The sequence below is a fragment of the Asaia krungthepensis NRIC 0535 genome (assembly GCF_025995175.1).
Classification (GTDB): Bacteria; Pseudomonadota; Alphaproteobacteria; order Acetobacterales; family Acetobacteraceae; genus Asaia; species Asaia krungthepensis.
Map to the genome: position 1 here is coordinate 404169 of NZ_BAPV01000004.1, position 23265 is coordinate 427433.

Consider the following 23265-nt stretch of genomic DNA (forward strand, 5'->3'; position numbering starts at 1 on the left):
TTCCGGCGCTGCCCATACAGCGCCCCCAAGACCGGAGATCAGCATTTGCGCCATTTACTGTTCGGCAATCTTGGCTATGACGCCCTGCCCTTCTACAGCGCCATCGCCACGGGAGCCGCCTCGGTGGTGGTGCTCGGCGCTCTGGCCGTGCTGGGCTTCGTGACTTGGATCAAGGGATGGAAATCGCTCTGGATCGACTGGCTGACCAGTGTCGACCATAAGCGCATCGGCATCATGTATGTGGTGGTGTCATTCGTCATGCTGGCGCGCGCCGTGGTCGAAGCAGCCGTCATGCGCTCGCAACAGGCCGTCGCCTATAACAACCCCGGCTTCATACCGCCCGAGCATTTTGCGCAGCTTTTCACAACGCATGGCACGATCATGATCTTCTTCATGGCCATGCCGTTCCTGATCGGCATCTACAATTTCGCCATGCCGCTGCAGATCGGCGCGCGAGACGTCTCCTTTCCGGCCATGAATTCCATCAGCCTCGGCCTGACCAGTGCGGGCGCGGTGCTGATGATGATCTCACTGTGCATCGGCAAGTTCTCGACCGGTGGCTGGACAGGCTATCCCCCCTATACCGAGCTCTCTTTCAGCCCCGGTGTCGGGGTGGATTACTGGATCTGGGCTCTGACACTGAGTTCGATCGGCAACACGATGACGGGCATCAATTTTGCCGTCACCATCTACAAGAAGCGCGCGCCGGGCATGACCCTGTTCCGCATGCCGCTTTTTGCATGGACGGCTCTGTGTATTTCCATCCTGATGATTTTTGCCATGCCGCCGCTGACGGTCGCCACGCTCATGCTTGCAATGGACCGCTATCTGGGAATGCATTTCTTCACCAATGAACTGGGCGGGAACATGATGAATTACATCAACATGTTCTGGCTGTTCGGTCATCCCGAAGTCTACATCCTGATCCTGCCCGCCTTTGGCGTCTATTCGGAAACCATTGCCACGTTCTCGAACAAGCGGCTCTATGGCTACACCTCCCTGGTCTGGGCCACGATCTCCATCGCCGTGCTGTCCTTCACGGTATGGCTGCATCATTTCTTCACCATGGGGCAGGACGGGAACGTCAACGCGATCTTCGGGATCGCCACCATGCTCATTGCCATTCCTACCGGTGTGAAAGTCTATGACTGGCTACTGACCATGGTGCGTGGGCGCATCCGCATCAGCGTGCCGATGCTCTATGCCTGCGCCTTCATGGTGCTTTTCGTTGTTGGTGGCGCCACGGGCGTCATGCTGGCCAATCCGGGGTTCGATTATCAGGTGCACAACACGCTGTTTCTCGTGGCCCATTTTCACAACATGCTGATCCCCGGTCTGCTTTTCGGGATGCTGAGCGCCTATCATTACTGGTTTCCCAAGGCCTTCGGTTTCCGCCTGCACGAGGGCTGGGGACGGATCATTTTCGGCTGCTGGGTTGGAGGCTTCATCCTGGCGTTCATGCCGCTCTATATCGTTGGGGCGCTGGGCATGCCCCGTCGCAGTCAGGAGTTCTTCGAGGCCGTCTATCGGCCTTATCTCTGGGTCGCCCTTTGCGGCGCGCTGCTCGTGCTTTGTGCACTGGCCAGCATGGTAATCCAGCTCTGGACCAGCATACGTGACCGCCAAAGCCTTGCCGTACCGGCAGGCGATCCATGGAATGGCCGCACGCTGGAATGGTCGATTGCCGCCCCACCCCCGGAGTATAATTTCGCGCTCATTCCGCAGATCGACAGTGTCGATGCGTTCCATCAGGCCAAGAAGCAGCACACAGCCTGGCGTGCACCGGAACATTATTACGACATCGAACTTCCCTCGAACACACCGGTTGGCTTCGTATGCTGTGTGGCGAGCGGGGTCTTCGGCTTTGCCCTGACATGGCACGTCTGGTGGGCTGTGCTGCTGGGCGCAGGGGTGTTTTTCGGGGCGATCATTACCCGCAGCTTCAACCGCGATACGTTCCGGATCATCCCCGCCGCCGAGATCCGTGAGACAGAGGAACGCTGGCTGCTGACATTGCGTGAAAGTCCAGCCATCGCCAATGATGCGATGTTCACTACCGCCAATCGCGGTCTGGTCAGGGAGCCCGTGTGATGGCGCAGGCAATACACGGCAAGGGTCCGAGCCATATCGGTATTCGCATGAGCAATGCGGCACCTGAATCCCGCAAGGAAGCTGCGCGCTCCGAGGCCGAGGAGGCACTTTTCGGCTTCTGGGTCTTTCTCATGAGCGACCTCATCATTTTTTCGATGCTGTTCGCCACCTACGCGACGATGGGTCATTCTCTCGCCGGGGGGCCGGGTCCGCATGAACTCTTCGATCTCGGTTCGGCAGCCTGGGAGACTGTGGCGCTGCTGCTCAGCAGCTTCACATGCGGTCTTGCAACGCTTGCGATGCGCTATGACCGCTCAACCGGCAAGACACTCTTCTGGTTCGGCGTCACCCTTCTGCTCGGCCTGACCTTCCTGTCACTCGAGTTGCACGACTTCTTCACCATGGCGTCCAAAGGCGGTGTTCCCTCGCGGTCCGGCTGGCTTTCGGCAAGCTGGGCGCTGATCGGGACCCATGGATTGCATGTGACGAGCGGCTGTATCTGGATGCTGATCATGTTCGCCCAGGTCGCGAAGTTCGGCCTCGATCCGCTGGTGCAGACGCGCTTCATGCGCCTCGCCCTGTTCTGGCATTTTCTGGATATCGTCTGGATCGGCATTTTCTCGATCGTCTACCTGCTGGGAGTTCTGTCATGAACGATGATCATGCTGCGGAACGCCGGCAGGAGCTGCACGGCTATATCATCGGGCTCGTGTCAGCCATCCTGCTCTCTGCCATTCCCTTCGCCGGAGTTATGCTTGGGCTGCTCTCCCCTGCTGCCCTGATCTGGGTCATCGCTGTCGCAGGGCTCGTGCAGGTCATCGTGCATTTCCGGTTTTTCCTGCATATCGACCTGTCGCGCTCCCATCGGGACGATCTGCAGCTCATCCTGTTCTCGCTGCTGATTGTCGTCCTGATGGTGGGCGGTACGCTCTGGGTGCTGACAAACCAGCGTCACATGATGGGGTAAAGCCATCTCATACGCGCTGCGCTGCCGGCCGCAATTTGTATGGTCGGCAGAACGAAAAAGGGGAGCGTTTAACGCTCCCCTTTTCAATATCCGAACCGGATAACCGTTCTCAGAGCTGAGGCATGCCACCATGAACAGGCAGCAACGCACCGGTAGTGTAGCTGTTATTCGGATCAGCCAGATAGACATAGGCGCCAGCGAGTTCGGCAGGCTGACCGGGACGGCCCATGGGGGCCTGCGATCCAAAATCCTTGTGCTGCTCGGGCGGCATGCCGGTCGCAATGAAAGGCGTCCAGATCGGCCCAGGGAGCACAGCGTTCACGCGGATGCCCTTCTCAACGAGACTCCCAGCCAGACCTACCGTGAAATTGGCGATGGCCGCCTTCGTCATGGAGTACGGGATAAGAATGGGCATCGGCGTACGCGTGTTAACCGATGAGGTATTGATGATCGACGCCCCTGGCTTCAGATGAGGCAGAGCAGCCTTGGTCAGATAGAACATGGCGTGCACATTGGTATCGAAATGGCGACGCCATTCCTCATCTTCAATTTCGAGGAAGTCCTTCCTCGGGTGCTGGAATGCCGCGTTATTGACGAGAATATCCAGCCCGCCAAATGCCTCCACTGTCTCGCTGACCAAATTCTCGCAGACAGTTTTCTCTCGGATATCGCCCGGCAACAGCAGGCAGCGCGCACCGGCTTTCTCGACTGAGGCAGCAATATCCTGAGCGTCGGTCTGTTCCGCCTCAAGATAGGAAAGGGCAATATCGGCGCCCTCCTTGGCAAAGGCCACGGCCACAGCGCGACCGATACCGGAATCACCACCTGTGATGAGAGCCACGAGGCCTTTGAGGCGCTCGCTCCCGCGATAGCTCTCGTCGCCATAATCGGGCTGGGGCTTCATCTTGGCCGAGACGCCGGGAAATTCCTGCGGCTGAATGTCGAAGGGCGGGCGCGGATAGCGCGAGCGAGGGTCGATGAGCGTCATGATGGCTTGTCTCCACGGAAGAGGAACAAGCCTGCAACGACGCCAGTCATTGAGGGTTTTACAGGTATATTATCCGGCTTTGACGGAACTTTCAGGGCCACTCACCAGATAATAACGCTTCCGGACAGACCCCTCTTCACGGGGAGGACAGATCTCGCGCGGTACGCGCATCGCCCCGCGGCAGGATCAGTCTGTTTTTTCCGGTGTTTTGTTCGCCACAATAACCCACTCTGCCGCTCTGATCCCGTCGATCCCGGCCGAGAGGATGCCGCCTGCGTAACCAGCCCCCTCACCGGCAGGAAAGAGTCCGATCAGGCCGGGGCTCTGTCCCTCGGCGGTCCGGGGCAGACGAATGGGGGATGAGGTCCGCGTTTCGACGCCAGTCAGAACAGCATCTCCCATCGAAAAGCCCTTAAGCTTACGTTCGAAGGCCGGCAGGGCCTCCCGGATGGCCTGTACTGCGAACTCCGGCAGACAGAGCGACAGATCCGTGGGCGTGACACCCGGCTTGTAGGAGGGCACGACATCGCCCAGTGTGGTAGAGGGGCGCCCGGCAAGGAAATCCTCAACCCGCTGTGCAGGCGCTCTGTAATCGCCGCCTCCGGCGACAAAGGCCGCGCGCTCCCAGTGACGCTGGAAGGCGACACCGGCCAGAACGTCATCAGGATAGTCGCGTTCTGGCGAAACATCGACCACGATCCCCGCATTCGCATTGCGCTCAGCGCGCGAATACTGGCTCATGCCATTGGTCACCACCTGATTGGGCTCCGAAGTCGCTGCGACAACGGTGCCTCCGGGGCACATGCAGAAGGAATAGACCGCGCGGCCATTACTGGCATGATGCACCAGCTTGTAGTCAGCGGCCCCCAGCAGGGGGTGACCGCCCTGATCGCCGAACCGTGCGCAATCAATCAACGATTGCGGATGTTCAATCCGTACGCCGATCGAGAACGGCTTGGCCTGCATCGGTACGCCCGCTTGACGCAGCATCTCGAATGTATCGCGCGCACTATGCCCCACCGCCAGAATGGCATGGTCAGTTTCGAGTGTGGTGCCATCGGAGAGCACGAGACCTGTCAGTCGCCGGGGCTCCCCTGCGGTTACCAGTCCGTCCACTCGGACGCCAAAGCGATATTCCCCGCCCAGCGCCTCGATCTCGGCACGGATATGCTCGACCATGGATACGAGGCGGAACGTACCGATATGCGGCTTGGAGACATAGAGAATTTCCTCAGGCGCCCCGGCCTTGACGAATTCCTCCATCACCTTGCGGCCCAGATGGCGCGGATCGCTCACACCGCTATAGAGCTTGCCATCGGAGAATGTCCCCGCCCCGCCCTCGCCGAACTGGACATTGCTTTCAGGCGTCAGCTCGGAACGGCGCCACAAGGCAAAAGTATCGACGGTACGCTCACGCACGATCTTGCCGCGCTCGATGACGATGGGGCGCAGCCCCGCCTGCGCCAGAATCAGGGCGGCCATGACGCCGCACGGCCCTGCGCCGATCACGACAGGGCGCAGGGCTCCCGGATTCGCTTTAGGCAATACATACTGCGTGTCCGGAGTCGGCATGATCGAGGGTGTATTCTCGTGACGGGCCAGCAAGGCGGCCTCGTCATCAAGCGTACAATCGACACTATAGACCAGCACGATGCGTCCCCGCTTGCGCGCATCATAGCCCCGACGCGCGATGGTGAAATCACGCAGGGCAGAGTCAGCGATGCCGAGACGAGAAATGATGGCGCCGCGTAAAGCTGCGTCATCATGGTCGAGGGGGAGCCTGAGTTCTGTGAGCCGGATCATCCCGGCTGGAAGTCATGTCCGAGGGGCTGTTGTCAAGAAGAATACAGACACCCTCTTCCTGAGGCGCCCCCTAGATGGAGGCGAAAACCACAGATAGCCTTGCGTCCGGAATAGGCCGATCAGGCCCGGTTCATGCAAGGCGGAGCATGGTGACGGACATGCACCTGCCCCGTCTATCAGAGTGCGGGGCGTTCGGAATCCGTCCGCTCACGCAGGGCCTTGAATTCGGATCCCTGTTTCCAGCTCGGCCACATGCGGGAGAAGGCAAGGCTGCGCCCGACCTCGTAGAGGGCTGCGGCATCCTCGGCGGCACCGCGCAAATCCCAGCTTGCGCTCCATGCATCGCAGGGCTGGTGATAACAGGCCATATAGGCTTCAAGCCATTTACGACCTGCGGGGACACCGCCCTGAAGCAGGTCCGGGTAGCCTGCGAGATCCATGATGGGGAGCACCGGCACACCTGCCCGGGCGAAAGGCAGATGATCCGCGCGATAGAATGCTCCACGTTCAGGCAGGGCCTCGTTGACCGTCACGCGCCCCTGAGAGGAAGCGATGGTCGCGAAATCGTCCTGAAGGCTGTCCTGACCGGCACCGACCAGAAAGGCGTTATGCGCCATGCCGCCCATCTGGAGCACGTCGATCGTGAAATTCGCAACCGTTTTGGGCAGCGACACGAGAGGGTGCTCGACATACCAGGTAGAGCCGAGCAGCCCCCGCTCCTCCGCTGTCCAGGCACCGAAAAGAATGGTGCGCTCGGGAGCGGGACCGGATTTGAAGGCTCGGGCAATCTCGAGCACGGCAGCAATGCCGGAGGCATCGTCGATGGCCCCACGGCGGATCATGGCTTCGCCATGGGGTCCCTTGCTTTTGCCGAAAGCATCCCAGTGCGCGCCATAGACGATCGTCTCGTCAGGATGGGTTGTGCCGGGCAGCTTGGCGAGGACGTTGCGGCTTTGAAGGCGCGTCGTGTTGACGTCGATACTTGTCGTCAGGGTCACGCCCGGCAGGGTGACAGGCGAGAAATCGGGGCGTCGGGCCTGCTGACTCAGACGGTCAAGATCGAGCCCCGATCTGGCAAAAAGCTCGTGAGCCGCCTGCCCTTCGATCCAGCCGCGCATGACGAGAGATTCGGACTTCCCCTTGCGGTCGAGGTCGAATGTCTCTCCGCCGGGAGCAATCACTGTGCTCCACGGATACGAAGCGGCTGCCGTGTCATGAATGATCAGGGCCCCGATCGCTCCGCGCCGGGCGGCTTCCTCATATTTATAGGTCCAGCGGCCGTAATAGGTCATCGTGCGCCCGCCGAAGCGACCCGCAACCGGCTCCCCCGGTTCCGCTCTGAAATCGGGATCGTTGATCAGGATGACGGCAATCTTGCCTTTGAGATCGACATTCTTGAAGTCATCCCAGTCACGCCCGGGGGCTGTTACCCCATATCCGACAAAGACGAGAGGGGCATCGGCAATGCGGATCTGCGAGGAGGGCGTGCTGGTGGTCAGATAGATCTGTTCGGATTGATGAAAATCGAGCCCGTCCGAAGCGCCGATCCTGAAATGCGCAAGCGCATCGGGAGCGACCTTCGTGTGGATCATCGGGACTTCCTGCGTCCAGGTCCCGTTATCGCCCGCAGGTTCGAGACCGATCGCCTGGAACTGCGACACGATGTAGTTCACGCTGCGTATGGCCCCGATCGTACCCGGCGCCCGCCCTTCGAAGGGGTCGGAAGCCAGGGTACGAATGACGTCAGACATACGCGCCGGATTCATGGGCGCATAGACCAGAGGCTCTGCGGCTTTGGACGGAGAGGCAAACAGCCCCATGCCGATCAGAAAAGCGGCTGCCGAAAAACGGGCTGATCGCATCATGTTATCCTTGCTCTTGTGTGACACGATGGCATGTCAGTTGGTCGGCCTGCGCGCGAAGCGCAGGGCTGTGTCGGAAACGGAACACCCTGCCCTGATCCATTCAGATCACCATGGCCATAAGACGCTCAGCGGCCGCCCCGCGGAACATAGCGACAATGAGAGCCTGCACCGTGTCCTGCTCCCCGGCGGAGCTGCGTGCAGGCGCGCCCCAAACGGAACCGTCGAAACGGGCCGGGTCAGGGAAGACATGGAGTGGATTTAAGCCAAAAACTGGCACGCGCCTCACCGGATTCTCAAAAACGTTACAATTTCGTTAACAGACGAACGCTGTATTGGATGTCCCGCATACCACTCCACCGGGGTCGATAATTCAATAACGAAATCGCCCTGTTCGATGACAAACCCTTTCTGACGCTTATAATCGCCCGATCCAGTAATTAACCGTAGCGTTAAGACGCTCAAATCCTCGCCGGTTCTCGCTCTGCAACAATCTGGACAAGAGAAATCGCATCGGGCACCTCCAATATTCCCTCCGTGATTACGTTAACTATTTTACGCGACTCGTTCACGATAGCCGACGCATGGCATGCTGACGGACGTTTGCGCTCAGTCGTGGCGTAGGCGGGCGCGATGCCGTATAGGAGCGTCTCATACGATCCTGAAGCGAGAGCGACCCCATGGCCGAAACCGAACGCGACCATGCCCATGATATGGGCCATGGCCCCCATGATCATGCCCCGTCGGTGGCTCCCCCGGTGATAGAGGCCGAAGACCATCACGAGCTCGATCACGCCTGTCACGATCATGAGCACGAGCATCATGTGCATCACGATCACGAGGGGCATGGGCATGAAGAGCATGGGCATCATCACGGCCATGGACATCATCATGGTCCGGGCCATCATCACGTTCACGCCCCGGCAAGTTATGGATCCGCCTTCCTCATCGGCATGGGGCTGAACGTCGCCTATATCGTGGCCGAGACCGTCTGGGGCATTCTGGCGCATTCCCTGTCACTGCTCTCGGATGCCGGACATAATCTTTCTGATGTGCTCGGACTGGGCGCCGCATGGCTCGCGCACAGCCTGGCGCGACGCGCGCCCTCCGCACGCTTTACTTATGGCCTCAAACGGTCGACCATTCTTTCTGCTCTGGGCAATGCCGTTCTGCTCCTGCTCGTCACGGGCGGGATCATCTGGGAAGCCGTGACGCGCCTGGCCAATCCCGGCGAAGTGGCCGGGCGCGTGGTCATGCTGGTGGCCGCAGGTGGGATACTGGTGAATGGGGGGACGGCGCTGCTTTTCATGCGTGGAGGCAAGGACGACCTCAATCTGCGCGGTGCCTTCCTGCATATGGCCGCCGATGCACTGATGTCTCTGGCCGTTGTCGTGACGGGCTTCATCATCATGATGACCGGATGGACCATTCTCGACCCGATCGTCAGTCTGATCGTCTGTTTCACCATCATCTTCGGCACATGGTCACTGTTGCGGGCATCGCTCGACATGGCGCTCGATGGCGTGCCCGAGCAGATCAGCCTCGATGAGGTGTCCGCAGCCCTGCGCAGCCTCGACGGTGTCGAGGATCTTCATCATCTGCATGTCTGGTCCCTGAGCACAACTGAAACCGCCCTGACCGTGCATCTGGTCAGCGAGGCGCCGCTTCCCGCCCATGACGCGCTGTTGCGTGCAGCGGGAAGCATGCTGTCGAAGCGCTTCAGGATCGGTCATGCCACCTTCCAGATCGAGGCACCTGGCGCGGCTTTCCCCTGTGGCGCGCCAGGCGGGGCCATTTGCTGCGGAACCGGCGAGTCATGCTGAAACAGCCGGAAAAAACCGTATTCGGCTGGATGTCTCTGGCGGTCAGCCTTGTTGCGCTCAGTCTCAAATATATTGCCTGGCGCGTGAGCGGCAGCGCCGCGCTGCTTTCTGACGCGCTCGAGACAATCATCAATGTCGCCGCTGCCATCGGTGCGCTCTGGGCGCTGAAAGTCGCGCAGCGCCCCGCCGATGACAATCACACCTATGGCCATGACAAGGCCGAGTATCTCTCGGCCGTGACCGAGGCTGTGCTCGTGGTCCTGACGGCTATCGGTATCGCCTGGGTGGCGTGGAAGAGCTGGCTCGCTCCCAATATCGAAATCGCCCCGTGGCGCGGTATCGCGTTTAATGCGCTGGGCGGGGTGGTCAATCTGGTCTGGGGCCTCATCCTGGTGCGTCAGGGTACATTGCGCCGCTCCCCTGCGCTGACCGCCAACGGGCGGCATGTGATCTCCGACGTCTGGACCACGGTCGTTCTGGTTGTCGGGATCGCCTTCATTCCGCTGACCGGCTATGCGCGCCTCGATGCCATTCTCTCCGGGCTCGTGGCGCTCAACGTGCTGCGCGTCGGCTTTGACATGATGAAGCATTCCATCGCCGGCCTCATGGACGAGGCCCCCGATTCCGACACGCTCCAAATGATCCGTGCCGTGATTTCCGAACATGCGGAAGGCGCGATCGAGGCGCATGACATCCGGGTGCGCACAGCGGGCAGTGTCAGCTTCATTGAATTCCATCTGGTCGTTCCGGGTACCATGAGCGTGTCGGCCTCGCATGATATCTGCGATCGTGTGGAACATGCGCTGCGCCGCCATATCGGCCGCGCCATCATCCATATTCACGTTGAGCCCGAGGAAAAAGCGAAACAGACCGGCATTCCGGTTCTGGCCTGAACCGGGGCGGGCGAACCCGAAAGGGTGAAGCCCGTTACGTTCTCTTCAGAAAAGAGTTTCCTGATCAGTCGTTTCTTGACCAGTTGCCCGGTGTGCTGGCAGGAGCATCCCCCATCGGTCGGTGCCTCCCGATCACCAGACAGGCGAGACTTCATGCGCCCCAGCACCGCATTGCGTCAGAAGAACCGGATCCAGCATCTTCGCCGTTCCGCCCGCCGAACCACCTCGCAATGGCGGCGGACCCTGACCTATTGGCTGGGTGCCGTTCTGGTAGGCGTGGTCGCCGTGGCCTTTGCCGGAACGGCAGACTGGGCCGCGCGTGCGCGCGGACGCCTGCTCCATTGGGACCCCTACGTCATGTTGGTGGTTGTTCCCGCTGGTCTGGCGCTCTCGACCTGGCTCACACGCCGGTTCTTCGCCGGCGCTCAGGGAAGCGGCATTCCGCAGACAATTGCCACTCTGCACATCGAGAATTTCTCGATCGTCAATCGCGTGCTGTCGCTGCGTATCGCCTTTGCCAAGATCATCCTCACCTGTTTCGGCCTGCTGGTCGGCGCCTCCATCGGCCGCGAAGGACCGACCGTGCAGGTAGGGGCAGCCATCATGCATGGCTTCTCGCGCCTTCTGGGGACATCCAGCGTGGCTGCGCGACGTGGGGCCATTCTGGCTGGTGGTGCCGCGGGGGTCTCGGCCGCGTTCAACACACCTCTCGCAGGGATCGTGTTCGCCATCGAGGAGTTATCGCATTCCTTCGAGCAGAAGACCTCGGGCACGATGCTGACCGGCGTCGTGCTCTCGGGTGTCACGGCCATCGCACTCGTGGGAAATTACTCCTATTTCGGTCATACCGATGTGGATGTGCCCATCGGGACGGCCTGGATTGCCGTCCTCACCTGCGGCATTGTTGGCGGTGTCGCAGGTGGCACCTTCTCGGCCCTGCTGATCCGCTTTTCCAAGGGCATACCGGGACGGCTCGGCGCGCTCATCAAGGCGCGGCCCGTTGCCTTCGCCGCCCTGTGCGGTCTGGTTCTGGCAGGGCTCGGCATTGTGTCGCATGGCGCGACCTATGGTACGGGTTACACCCAGGCCCGCGCCATCATCGACGGGTCCGAGCACTACCCGGCCTCGTTCTTCGTGCTGAAATTCATCGCAACTGTCGTGTCTTACTGCTCTGGTATTCCGGGCGGGCTTTTCGCGCCCTCCCTTTCCGTCGGTGCGGGGATCGGGGGCTGGATCGAGCAATATCTCCCTCATACGACAGCCGGTGCCGTGGTGCTTCTGGGAACGGTCGCCTATTTCTCGGCGGTGGTACAGGCTCCTCTGACCGCCACGGTCATCGTCATGGAGATGTGCGACAACCAGCAGGTCACGCTGGCGCTCATGGCCACCTCCTTCCTGGCCTTCGGTGTCTCGCGCATGATCTGCAAGCAGGCGCTTTATGGCGCTCTGGCCGATCGCTTCATGGAAGCCGCCCATAGTGCAGCGCCAACCCCCATATACACGCGCAGCAGCGCGAGCCCCGCTATCGAGACGCTGGTGGAAGAGAAAGAAGCCGAGCGCAAATCGCAGACCGAACTTAATGATGGTGTGACTCGCGAGGATGAGCTCCCCAGACAGCCTCCCCAGACCTGATCTAGCCCCATCCCAGGCTCTTCCAGGCTTCTGTCATAGTAGAACGGCGCGCGGAGAAAACTGAAATGCGCCTCGCGCCGATCGTCTGACCTCTTGGAAAAGCAGATCTGGGGGCATAAGGGCAGGCCTCTTTGACGACGACCTACCCCTCCCCATATCGGGAGGATGATACCGCTCTCCATCCTCGATCTCTCCTTCATCCGTGACGATGGCACCGTCAGGGAAGCCCTGCTCGAATCGCGCGATCAGGCCATTCATGCTGAAGCGCTCGGCTATCATCGCTACTGGGTGGCCGAGCACCATGCCATGCCGGGCATCGCCTCCGCCGCGACAAGCGTGGTTATCGGTCATCTGGCGGCTGCCACCCAGCGCATGCGTATCGGTGCCGGGGGCATCATGTTGCCCAATCACGCCCCGCTCGTCATTGCCGAGCAGTTCGGCACGCTCGAAGCCCTCTTTCCCGGTCGTATCGATCTGGGACTGGGCCGCGCTCCCGGCTCGGACCAGCGCACAATGCGCGCTCTTCGGCGTCACGGCGACCATGCAGAGCGTTTCCCCGATGACGTGCAGGAGCTCATGGCCTATTTCTCGCCATACGGCGCCCCGAACGGGGTTGTAGCCACGCCGGGTGCCGGGGCTGATATTCCCGTCTGGCTGCTCGGCTCCTCGTTATTTTCGGCCCAACTCGCTGCGGTGCTCGGTCTCCCCTTCGCCTTCGCATCGCATTTCGCGCCGCAGATGATGGAACAGGCCATCGATATCTATCGGTCAAGTTTTCGCCCCTCAACACATCTGGCATCGCCTTATGTTATGCTGGCGATGAATGTGATTGCTGCCGATACGCTTGAGGAAGCCGATTATCTGGCGACATCGCGACGTCTTTTCGTCGCCGGGCTGCGTCAGGGGCGGCCGGGCCGCGTCCTCCCCCCGATACCGCCCGGAGACCTTCCCTGGTCACGCGAGATCAGCCAGCAGCTCGACACGGTGCAGGCAACGAGCCTGATCGGCACGCGAGAACAGGTGGCCGACGGCATGGCGACTTTCGTTGCGCGCCATGCCCCTGATGAGGTGATGATCAGCGCGCCGATCTATGCGCCTCAGGCGCGATTGCATTCACTCACTCTGGCGCGTGAGGCCTGGAAGATAGCGGGTCTGGACTGAACAGGGCTCCCGTCAGATACCGAAGATAGCGAGCGCGCCGTGCCGGGAGAGTGACAGGGAAGTGATCGAACGTGTCGGCTCGAGAGCGGAACGGGATGGTCCCTGCATCCTGCGGAGAATGGATTCTCGGCAATCGACCGGCATCAGAAGAAGAGGGTATTCCGAACTTGCAGCTTGAACCTCTCCCCCTCACGCACTTTGTTGCACTCGACGTTTCGGGGGCAGGTTTGGGGACCATGTCACGTTCGGGGTGCCGAGGTGCGGCTAGGTTTTCTCCGCCGCGCCTGTGAGGAAATATCGGGCCATCGCGGGAGACCGGGCATCTCGTGAGACGCCTGCAATGTCAGAACCTCATGATCCTCATGACTTCGCGGTGCATCGCGCAGCGGTCCCTTTACGGCCCCTGCTCATAGCAACAACGTGAGGGAGGAGGCACCACTATCCTTTTTGCCTCTGCCATCGCCATCAGCCCCACCTCGCCAGTCACGACAGGGAACAGAAATTGTCAAAGTGCCGTGGGATTATGAGCATAAGATACTACCGGCCCTGAGGAACCACGAAACCGACTCCCCCTCCTATGGAGTGCGCCCTTCCTCAGCCCGCAGAGAGCACATAGAGATCCCTGTCCTAAGGTTTGCTCGGGCGAGAGACGTTTGCAGCGAGAAAAGGCCGCATCCGAGGGGCCCAGCCCTAAGTCGCTCTCAGGACAGATCGAACGCCTTCATCTTGTTGCCCGCCAATGCACATGCCGCATGGATCACGCCCAGATGGCTCAACCCCTGCGGCGTATTTCCCAGATACATACCTGTCTCTGGATTGATCATCTCGGCAATCACGCCGGTATTGTGGGGCAAGCGTCCCAGGAAAGCCGCGTAGAGCTTTTCGGCCTCCTCCTGCTCGCCCAGCAGGGAAAGTGCCTCGACCATCCAGCAGGAACAGGCGAGAAAGGCCCCTTCTTCCTCCCTCATGCCGGTATAGCGGAACAGGAACGGTCCATGGCCTAGCTCCTCGCGTATAGCCCTGAGCGTGGAGAGCATGCGCTCTTTGCGATCAAGCCCGAAAGGCACGGCGAGAGCGATCGAGGCATCGAGCCCGTCAGATCCTGGGTAGAAAAGATAGGCCTTGCGTTTGTCGCACCAGCATTCGCTGTCGATCCAGTCCAGGATACGGTCTCGTTCGCGCGCCCAGCGCGGGGCGCGATCCTTGGACAGATGCCCGCGCTCAGCCATCTGGCAGGCGCGATCCAGCGCCTGCCAGCAGCTGATCTTGGACATGGTGTAATGCTGGTCTTCCGTCAGCTCCCATATCCCGGCATCTTTCTGACGCCAGTGATCGGCGCAGCGATCCGCCAGATCCGCCAGAAGCTGTGCAGTCTTCTGATCCAGCAGATTGCCACGCGACACAAAGAGCGCGGCCGTCTCGAATATATCGCCGTAGATACCATGCTGGTGCTGCCCGGAGGCGCGATTGCCGCTGAGCACGGGCTTTATGCCGCGATACCCCTCGACCTCGTCATAGATAATCTCGTCCTCGACCTTCTGGCCAGAAAGCCCATACATTACGAGGGGGCCTTCCTCGCCCAGATGATGCACAAGCCAGGCCAGCGCGGCCTTCACCTCGGCCACAGCTCCGAGCCGGAGGAACGCATTGGCCACATAGGCGGCGTCACGTATCCAGGCATAGCGATAATCCCAGTTCTTGCCGTCACGCAGCCTCTCGGGAAGCGAGGTGGTGGCCGCAGCGGCGATGGCGCCGCTCGATGAGTAAAGCAGCAGCTTGAGCGCCAGAGCACTACGCCTGACCTGTTCCTGATAGGGGCCTGTGTAATGCAGGGAGTGCGCCCAGTTGCGCCATGCAGCATCGCTTGTCTCGATACGTCCGTCGATTTCCTCCACAGAAGGGACGGCCAGTGGCTCGTTTTCGGTGGCGACGAGCGCCACGAGAGCGTGGGTCTTCTCCCCCACCACGATCTCGGCTTCGATCGCCTCGTCCTCCTCCCGCAGGATACGCATGTTGGGCGTATGAACCATATGGGCCAGCACGGAGCCCACGTGGAAGATATTGCCATTCTGGGTGGACTGGATCCACGGTGCCACCGTGCCGCAGCGCGTGCCAAGACGGAAACGCACGATGAACGTCATCCGGCCCGAGATTCCCTCAATACGACGGGCGAATTCCGTCCAGGGCAGACGTCCGGCAAAGGTGCTGTTCAGTGATTCGGTAAGACGCGCCGTGCCGGTCTCGGTTTCGATCAGCGTCTCCAGCACGTTGCTGTCTTCGCGGTACCGGCGAGTGGCCTTGAAGGCGCCCACGGGACGGATCTGGAAGAACCCGCCCGGGCGATGCAGCAGCCTGTCGAACATGGGCGGGGAGTCGATATTGGGAACGCAGAGCCAGTCCACGCTGCCATCGGGCGCCAGCAGGGCGACACAGCGCCCGTCCCCGAGCGCTGCATAATCCTCGATGGGCCAGAACCCGTCGAGTGGCCCTTGCGGAGAGAGCTCTCTGGCAAGGGCGGGCAATTCATGAGTCATGAATGTCTCTTTCGATCGTGCAGCGCTGCATCCTGTGGGGCACATGCAACAATCGAAAGCGGTGCCGGGTTTCGCCCGGCAATTTTTCAGAAGATTTCTATGTGGCTCTTGAAGCCCAGCATCGCCTGATCCCGAAGCTGCTTCTGACCGCCCGGATTGAAATAATACTGGAAATCGGGCGCGAAAGTGACCCCGCGCAGCACATGAATCTGATAGGTCGCTTCGACCACATAGGCGCTGGTCTGCGGGAAGAGCGACCCATTGGGCAAGGGCAGACCCTGCGCTGCATAGAGACGCTGCGACCGTGTCAGATCGTCGGAAACATGCGTCCAGGAGAAATTGACGCCAATGCCATCCAGCGGGCGCGATTTCCAGAAGCCGCGATCAAGCACACCAAGTGAAAGCTGGTCCGCACGGGTAGAGGTCTGGGCCTTGTTGAAATAGGCGGCTCCGATCAGGGTCACCCCGGCATCGGGGGCCTGACCCGGATGATGATACACCATCTGGTCGACCAGCCCCCAGGCCGCCCAGGCGCCATGAACGTCACGCGGCTTCAGCCCGCTCAGGGCAAAGGGATTGCCATCGCCGTCGTAGTAATTGTCCTTGTGGTCCGCCGTATCATAGGCGAAGCCCGCCTTGTAATGGCCCGGCAGGGAATGGTCGTGGCCAAAACGCGGTTCCCAGATGAACTCGACCGGCATGGCCTCACCATCGATCGTGGCACCGTTGAACTTGAAACCCGTGCGCATCTGGGCATTGCCGTAAATGGCCTGTGTCTGGGTGAAGTAGACACCGAACTGGAAGATCGTGTTATCGGTCGGTCTCAGGCGGAACCGTGCCGCCCAGTTGGCATCGGGATAGGAGGCATGGGCGGTATTGTCACTCGATGCCTTGGGATTGCCGCAGAACGCATTATTCATGAAGTTACAATAGAGCGGATTGGCCGAGAAATCCGACAGGAAGGACATGCGTCCCGCCGCTACATCGAAACGATCGTTGAACAGGGTTTCCTCACCATAGGCATAAACCAGATGGACCACCACATTGCCGCCACTGCCGTAGATTTCCTGGCTGGGGTTGAGGTTGTCGCCAAACATGCGGCTGGCGGGAATACCGTAACGCCCGACGATCACGTCATGGGTCGAGAACCCGGTCCAGCCTGCCAGACGCTCCCAGTCGATATCGTTCTCCATCGAGTACTGGCCGGCATTGCTCGCGCCCTGGCGCAGGCCGAGACCCTTGGTGGGGGCATTGAGCATGCCCGACATTTCATTCGTGTTGTCGAGCAGGATGGCAATACCCCGCTCACGCAGCCAGGCATTGATGCCCAGAGGATTGACGAAAATCGCCTCGGGCTTCGGCAAGGGCGCGACCGTCGTATCCTTATGCAGTTCCGACAGAGAGGTCTGAGTCAGGGCAGAGGGCTGCTGGCCCGCATTGATCGCCCCGAGCCCGGCGGGAGCCGGTGCCGTGTCGGGCGACGATGCAGGAGACACTGCAGACACGGCCTCCTGAGCGTGGGCGCCAGAAGCCAGACATGGCACGGCAAGGCAGACGGAAAAGAAGCGCAGGACGGAAGAGGACAATGTCTGGCTCAAGCTCCCTGTGGACGGATGACCGTCTTTTAAGAAAACCGACAGGTTTTTTGGACCCTGAGAGTCGTCATTTTATGCCGGTTTCGTGAGCAGAGCATCATTCAGAGGGAAAAAACACCGTTAAATCTGACTGCAAGCCATCATGACAAATCATGACAAAACGGGTTTCGCGTTCATCCGACAGCTCAGACCCGCGCCGTTCTCATGTGTGATTGACAAAAATTGACGATATGCCAGCACCCGACCACGCGCGGTCACACCCAATTCCCAGCCGAGCCTACTCGGCCGTGCCCTGTCGGCAGCGGAGCGACTTCTATCGAGTTCCTAGATCGGCACAATGAAGGACGACGTGGATTTCGGCTCTCCTGCTCAGGGCGGATGGAGAGATCCGAGAGCCGGTCGGAACTCTGGCAAACGGACCCGCCCCACTCCGAACAAGGGGCACGGACCTGCCCAATAAGGGAACAGGATGAGACCGGATTTTTTATGGGGATCGCATGTCTGACAGGCCGTTCGCGCTGATCCCAGGGGCTGATTTCCCGCGCAAGAGTCCTCACGCAGGAACATCCGGGGAGAGCATCCGGCATCGAAATACAGACCCCTCCAAAACCTGAAGAAGAGGCATGGCTCCACCACCGGGGTCATATCCCCGGAAATCGGGGACATCATTATCCGGATACCCTGGCGGCAGGCAGACTAGATCAAGGATGACGACTGCGGCAATGGGAAATCCGCCATCTCGCACTGCAATCCCAGATTAACGATCTGCATCTCGAGATCACAGACAATAATGATGCCTTTTATTTCCCAGTGTTTCCATGTCGATATTGATGAATGTTTTTTATTTACAATCACTCGGCATGAAATGATGATAATGCGATCTGCAATTCAAAAAAAGAACAACAAGAGCACCAGAATGGTCAATTACATCGTCCAATCCGGCATAACCAGCGACCTCACTTTCGCCAAGTCAGGTGATAGCTGCACCGTCATGAACGGCGGCACAGTTTCAGGCGCCTATATCCGCGGGGGCGGAGTTATGAACGTATACCCCGGTGGTACAATCACAAACCGTATCGACATTGGCAGCGGCGGCTCGCTGAATATGTCGGGGATTATGAATGCGAACTCATTCATCATGGCCAACGGCGTGATGAATATCGCTCCAGCCATGCAAAATCCCAATAACCTGCAGATCAATCTGATCGGTGGCACGATTAACATGGGTGTCGCCACAGGGATCATATGGGGACAGTATGGGGGCACTGCCAATATCATGGCGGGCGTCACCTATAACTGTACCAGTCAGATTGCGGCAGGAAATGCCCGCATCGTCGTCCTCAATGGGGCCCGCCTTGGGGCATGTCAGCTTTCCGATGGCAATGCCATTGTCATATCCCAAGGTGGAACCCTGCTGACGGCGCAGACGCTGCCCGCAAACACATCCATCGACATTGCAGGCACATTGAACGCGAGTGTGACCGTCACGAACGGCGCAACCGCCATCATCCGGCAGGGAGCCACACAGGCAAGTGGCAGTGTTAATCTGCGCGGCGGTGTTGTCAGCGCCTATCAGGGTATGCCGTTTACCTGGGACGGGTCGGGCTCGACACTCTACCTGATGAGCGGTGCGCAATATGTCGCGGGTTATGGTCTGGCCGCGGGACCGAACAGGATTGTCGTCAGCGCGGGGGCGTCGCTCAACGGAGCCTCCATTCCCAGCCAGAACACAATCAGTGTGGTTTCCGGAGGCGTCCTGTCTGGCGGCACGATCGGATCGGGCGCTACGGTGATTCTCGATCAGGGCGCAACCATCCAGGGCACGGTCAACCTCGCAGATGGAGCCTCTCTGACGGCATGGGCGGATGCAGGCGGGGCCGTCAATCTTCTTGGCTCCACAAATCAGTCTCTCGTCATATCCGGACTGGCAGGTGGCGGAACGCTGAATACCGAAATCCGTGGCTTCGATGGTCAGAGCCCCGGTAATTCGGATGTCATTCAGTTTGCGGGCCTCACGAAAGACGACATTCAGTCCGTCACTTTTCCCGATCCCGACAGCGTTTTTATCACCTTCAAGAACGGTAAAGGCATCTGGTTCGCCATGCCGGGGGCAGAGGCAACCGGATACAGCCTGACCACGCGTAATGGCAATCTGGCCTATGAGGTATGCTTCCTGCCAGGCTGCATGATCCGGACGCCTGAAGGGGATCGCGCCGTCGAAACCCTGCAGGAAGGGGACATGATCTTTGCCATCGAGCCCGATAGCGGCGAAGAGATCATCCGCCCCGTCATCTGGACAGGCAAGGGCACCGCCCATATCCGCCCCATGCTCAAGGACGACGAGGCCGGCTATCCCGTCCGGATCAGCAAGAACGCGTTGGCGGAGGGCGTTCCCAGCGCCGACATGCTTGTCACCGGGGAACATTGTCTCTTCCTCGAAGGGCGCTTCGTTCCCGTACGCACGCTGGTGAATGGCCTGAGCATTGCGTATGACCGGTCTTTCAGCTCGTACGACTATCACCATATCGAACTGCAGGACCATGCGGCGATCTGGTGCAACGACGCAGCGACCGAAAGCTATCTGGACACCGGAAATCGCGCGCTCATGACCGGGATCGAAACAGATCAGCCTTCCAGACTGCACACACCCCAGAGATCACCCTTGATCGGCACTGATCCTGCTTTCGTCACCCCTCTCTGGCAGGAAATATTTGCACGATGCGCAGCAGAAAAAGCCCCGGTCACGCCGTCTCCGGCGCTTATGACGCACGACCCAGATCTCACGCTCATCATTCCTGGTGGAATACGTCTGAAGCCCGCATCGGTCGATGAACGAGGCTATCGCTTCGTTCTTCCCTCCGGATCGAAATCAGTACGCCTTGCGAGCAGACGGGCCCGCCCATGCGACGCCATTGGCCCCTATCACGACGATCGTCGGACCCTGGGTGTGCTGGTGGGTGAAATTCGATACGGAATCGAGGGAGATGAGGTCTCCACAAAGGCTCATCTCACGCCCGATCTTGCAGGATGGCATGCCGCCGAAAAAGACACTGCGCGATGGACGAATGGCGATGCACAACTGCCACTTCCTGGAAGCAGCATGACGCAGCCATTGACCCTGACCATAAGGCTCCTGGCAGCAGGCCCTTATCTTGTCGATTTCCGCGGAGAAACGGCGCAGGAACTCGACTGCGCTGCATGATCCGATACGGGCGGGGCTTTATGTCCCGCCCGAAGACCGGTCACGCCCGGACATTTTCCCATGCCCGAACAGATGATCCGGTACGTCAGAGATCGTAATTGACCCGGAAGTAATAGTAGCCCCCGTTGATGCCGAGCTGCGAGGTGCTCATGTAATATTGCGGGGCACCGAGATAGCGGTTCCCGTCAGGCACGCGCGTCGGATAGGCCGAAAAGATGTTGTTGCCGCCAATCGTGGCGGTCCAGCGGGGGGTGATGCGGTAGCTCACATCCAGATTGGTCGTCCATTTCGGCTTGTTCTGATATTCCAGAAAATGCGTCGTGCTGAACTGGTAAGGGCCCGGGGCATAATAGGTCAGTTGGTTGGTCGTCTGGCCCCAGCGGATTTCATGAAGCCCGACAACCCATTTTGCATGGGTCCAGTTGCCACCGAAGATGATCTTGCTGCGCGGATAGGCTGTCGTCAGATAGGCAATCGACGCTGCATTGAGCAGAGGCGCGCCCGTGACGGGGTTGCTGGCCTGATGCGACAGACGCGTGCGGTTGAGGTTGATCGCAGCATCCCAGTCGATACGCCCAAAGGCGCCCAGCCTGGTCAGATAGGTGACGGTGATATCCAGACCCTGTGTGCGCGTGCTGGCCACGTTGGCAAACCAGTTGGCCGTGATCGCACTCTGGTTCCAGGTGCTGATATCCGCAGGCAGCGCAAACCCGTTCATCTGCATGGCGCTGATGGCGGTCGCCCCTGAGATATTGCCCCCTGGCATGATCCGGTCGCGCATGTTGATCTGATAGATATCGGTCGTGACATGCAGATCGCGGATGGGCTCGACAATGAAGCCGCCCTCTGCATTGGTCGAGCGTTCCGGCTTGAGGCCGGACGAGCCATTGGCCAGCGCACCGGGCGAGCCCGCACCGATCAGGCCACGTGCCGCCGTCGGCGAAATATTGAGCGCCGAGTAATATTTCTGGGCCAGCGTCGGCGCATGAAAGCCATTGCTGATCGTGCCGCGCAGGGCAATGCGCCGCGTGATGTCGTAGCGCAGCGAGACCTTGCCGTTCTGGGTGTTGCCCACATCGGTATAGTGCTCGTAGCGCCCGGCCAGATCGAGTTGCAGCCCCTTGGCGAGATAGGTCGAGATATCGAGATAGCCCGCCGCGACATCGCGGCTGTAATTGCCCGCATTGCCCGGGTTGGTGCCTGCCAGAGCGTCGGAACCATTACCATAGAGCGACCCCGGCGATCCCGTGCCCACGGAATAGCCTTCATAGCGATAGGACGCGCCACCGGCGAAGTTCACGCTATGCGGCCAGCCGCTGAAGGTAAATTTGCGGCTGAAGTCGAAATCATTCGTCCATTGCTGGTTGTTGAAACCCTGGACATTGAACGAGGTCGGCGTGGCGCCAGTCGCCTTGTTGGTCGAGAGATTGACCGAGTTGATCAGCCCGATATCGTCATAATCGCGGCCATAGACGCTCGACACATCCCAGTGCCAGCCATGGAAATCACCACGCAGGCCGGCCTTGAGTTCGTAGTCATTCTCGTTGAGCGTCTCGACCGGCGAATAGCCCCAGGGATAGATTGCCTTATAGGCAGGGTAGGCATTGAGCGACGAGGCCAGACGATAATTCTGGTAGGATTGCGCATAACGATGGGCATAGGTGCCCAGTGCATAAAGCTGGATATCGTCGGTCAGGTCGTAACCGGCATTGATGGCCACACTCTCACGCGTCTGCTCGGGCTGGCTCAGGATGTTATTCTGATAGGTACCGGTGCGGTTATCGGCGGCGCTGCGATAGGTGTGATCCTGATGGACGAAATCGCCGCTGACATGCACGTAGCCGCGTGAGCCGAGGCTGGCACCGCCATCGAGATAGACACCCTGCTGGAAGCCATCGCCCTCCGAGGTGATTCCCGTGATGCTCTGGGCATGGAGACCATGCGCCTGCTTCTTCAGGATGATGTTCACGACACCCGCCACGGCGTCGGAACCGTACTGGGCCGAAGCGCCGTCACGCAGGACTTCCACATGGTCGATGGCCGCCATCGGGATCATGTCGATATCGGACGCTGTCGAGCCCTGCTGCGGGCCGGGATTGGAATAGATATTGGCCGTGTTGTGACGACGCTTGCCATCGACCAGAACCAGCGTCTCGTTCGGGTTCAGGCCACGCAGGCTGATGGTGTCGGTCATGGCGCCCGCATCGAACCCGGCCGTCGGCGTGGTGAGCGAGGGCAGAAGCAACGCAAGGGCGTCACGCAGCGTGCCCTGTCCGGTCGCCGCAAGCTGCTTGTGCGAGACGATGTCGAGCGGCGCGATGGAATCGCGTGCCTTCTTGCCGATCTCACGCGTGCCGGTCACCACAATGGCCTCGCTACCGCCTTCGGACTCACCCGAATGGATCGGGGCCGACTGGCGCGTACGCAGCGCATTGCGGGTTTTTGCAGCGGGCTTACCGGTCACGGCTCGTGTGCTGGCAGTACTGGCAGACGGAGCGGCCTTGCCCTGCACCCGACCTGGGGCGGCGTCTACCGATGATGCGCCCGCGCTCTGTGCCAGAGCCGCTCCTCCGCAGGACATCAGGCACGTCGTGGCAATAAGGGACAGCATCCCCTTGCGTGCGGCTGATGGCAGGAAGGACCGGGAGCGTAACAGCATGATAAACCTTACCGTTGATTCAGGATTTGCCTACTCCTCTTTGCTTGGTTGCACT

At 60.0% G+C, this 23265-nt stretch carries 14 protein-coding genes; 8 read left to right on the plus strand and 6 right to left on the minus strand.

The genetic code is table 11. The features are described from left to right. Positions 1 to 57: 57 nt before the first annotated feature. Genes AA0535_RS04310 through cyoD form a run of 3 tightly spaced genes read left to right on the plus strand, consistent with a single transcriptional unit; the run spans position 58 to position 3058 of the window. The gene (locus tag AA0535_RS04310; protein WP_373319275.1) at positions 58 to 2091 is read left to right on the plus strand and encodes a cbb3-type cytochrome c oxidase subunit I; all 2034 of its coding nucleotides are present in this window, start codon (positions 58 to 60) and stop codon (positions 2089 to 2091) included. Continuing rightward, complete coding sequence (locus AA0535_RS04315) at positions 2091 to 2744, plus strand: cytochrome c oxidase subunit 3 (RefSeq protein WP_264814650.1); 654 nt, start codon at positions 2091 to 2093, stop codon at positions 2742 to 2744. Before AA0535_RS04310 ends, AA0535_RS04315 begins: the two co-directional genes overlap by 1 nt. After that, positions 2741 to 3058 carry a cytochrome o ubiquinol oxidase subunit IV gene (cyoD, locus tag AA0535_RS04320; protein WP_264814651.1) on the plus strand — a complete coding sequence of 106 codons (318 nt, stop codon included), beginning with the start codon at positions 2741 to 2743 and terminating at the stop codon, positions 3056 to 3058. The genes AA0535_RS04315 and cyoD overlap by 4 nt, the downstream gene beginning before the upstream one ends. Positions 3059 to 3167: 109 nt before the next feature. Here cyoD and AA0535_RS04325 read toward each other — a convergent pair whose 3' ends face one another. From AA0535_RS04325 to AA0535_RS04335, 3 genes are all read right to left on the minus strand, one after another. Then, positions 3168 to 4046 carry an SDR family oxidoreductase gene (locus AA0535_RS04325; protein WP_264814652.1) on the minus strand — a complete coding sequence of 293 codons (879 nt, stop codon included), beginning with the start codon at positions 4044 to 4046 and terminating at the stop codon, positions 3168 to 3170. 186 nt (positions 4047 to 4232) lie between these two features. Next, positions 4233 to 5849 carry an NAD(P)/FAD-dependent oxidoreductase gene (locus tag AA0535_RS04330; RefSeq protein WP_264814653.1) on the minus strand — a complete coding sequence of 539 codons (1617 nt, stop codon included), beginning with the start codon at positions 5847 to 5849 and terminating at the stop codon, positions 4233 to 4235. 176 nt (positions 5850 to 6025) lie between these two features. After that, positions 6026 to 7714: a M28 family metallopeptidase gene (locus AA0535_RS04335; protein WP_373319273.1), complete on the minus strand. Its 1689-nt coding sequence runs from the start codon at positions 7712 to 7714 to the stop codon at positions 6026 to 6028. A gap of 758 nt (positions 7715 to 8472) precedes the next feature. Here AA0535_RS04335 and AA0535_RS04340 point away from each other — a divergent pair. From AA0535_RS04340 to AA0535_RS04355, 4 genes are all read left to right on the plus strand, one after another. Next, entirely contained in the window at positions 8473 to 9534 is a 1062-nt protein-coding gene (locus AA0535_RS04340) for a cation diffusion facilitator family transporter (protein WP_373319276.1), read from the plus strand. Further along, positions 9528 to 10427: a cation diffusion facilitator family transporter gene (locus tag AA0535_RS04345; RefSeq protein WP_264814655.1), complete on the plus strand. Its 900-nt coding sequence runs from the start codon at positions 9528 to 9530 to the stop codon at positions 10425 to 10427. Before AA0535_RS04340 ends, AA0535_RS04345 begins: the two co-directional genes overlap by 7 nt. A gap of 153 nt (positions 10428 to 10580) precedes the next feature. Beyond that, positions 10581 to 12059, plus strand: a complete 1479-nt coding sequence (locus AA0535_RS04350) for a chloride channel protein (protein ID WP_264814657.1) — start codon at positions 10581 to 10583, stop codon at positions 12057 to 12059. 165 nt (positions 12060 to 12224) lie between these two features. Next, on the plus strand, positions 12225 to 13220 hold the full coding sequence (locus tag AA0535_RS04355) for an LLM class flavin-dependent oxidoreductase (RefSeq protein ID WP_264814658.1): 996 nt from the start codon (positions 12225 to 12227) through the stop codon (positions 13218 to 13220). A 701-nt stretch (positions 13221 to 13921) separates the two neighbouring features. Here the strand turns inward: AA0535_RS04355 and AA0535_RS04360 are convergent. Then, the gene (locus AA0535_RS04360; protein ID WP_264814659.1) at positions 13922 to 15754 is read right to left on the minus strand and encodes a glycoside hydrolase family 15 protein; all 1833 of its coding nucleotides are present in this window, start codon (positions 15752 to 15754) and stop codon (positions 13922 to 13924) included. Positions 15755 to 15840: 86 nt separating this feature from the next. After that, positions 15841 to 17352: a carbohydrate porin gene (locus tag AA0535_RS04365; protein ID WP_264814660.1), complete on the minus strand. Its 1512-nt coding sequence runs from the start codon at positions 17350 to 17352 to the stop codon at positions 15841 to 15843. A 913-nt stretch (positions 17353 to 18265) separates the two neighbouring features. Here AA0535_RS04365 and AA0535_RS04370 point away from each other — a divergent pair. Beyond that, complete coding sequence (locus AA0535_RS04370) at positions 18266 to 20551, plus strand: Hint domain-containing protein (protein WP_264814661.1); 2286 nt, start codon at positions 18266 to 18268, stop codon at positions 20549 to 20551. A gap of 85 nt (positions 20552 to 20636) precedes the next feature. On the opposite strand, the gene AA0535_RS04375 is transcribed toward AA0535_RS04370, so the two are convergent. Continuing rightward, positions 20637 to 23210, minus strand: a complete 2574-nt coding sequence (locus AA0535_RS04375) for a TonB-dependent receptor plug domain-containing protein (RefSeq protein ID WP_264814663.1) — start codon at positions 23208 to 23210, stop codon at positions 20637 to 20639. Positions 23211 to 23265 lie beyond the last annotated feature (55 nt).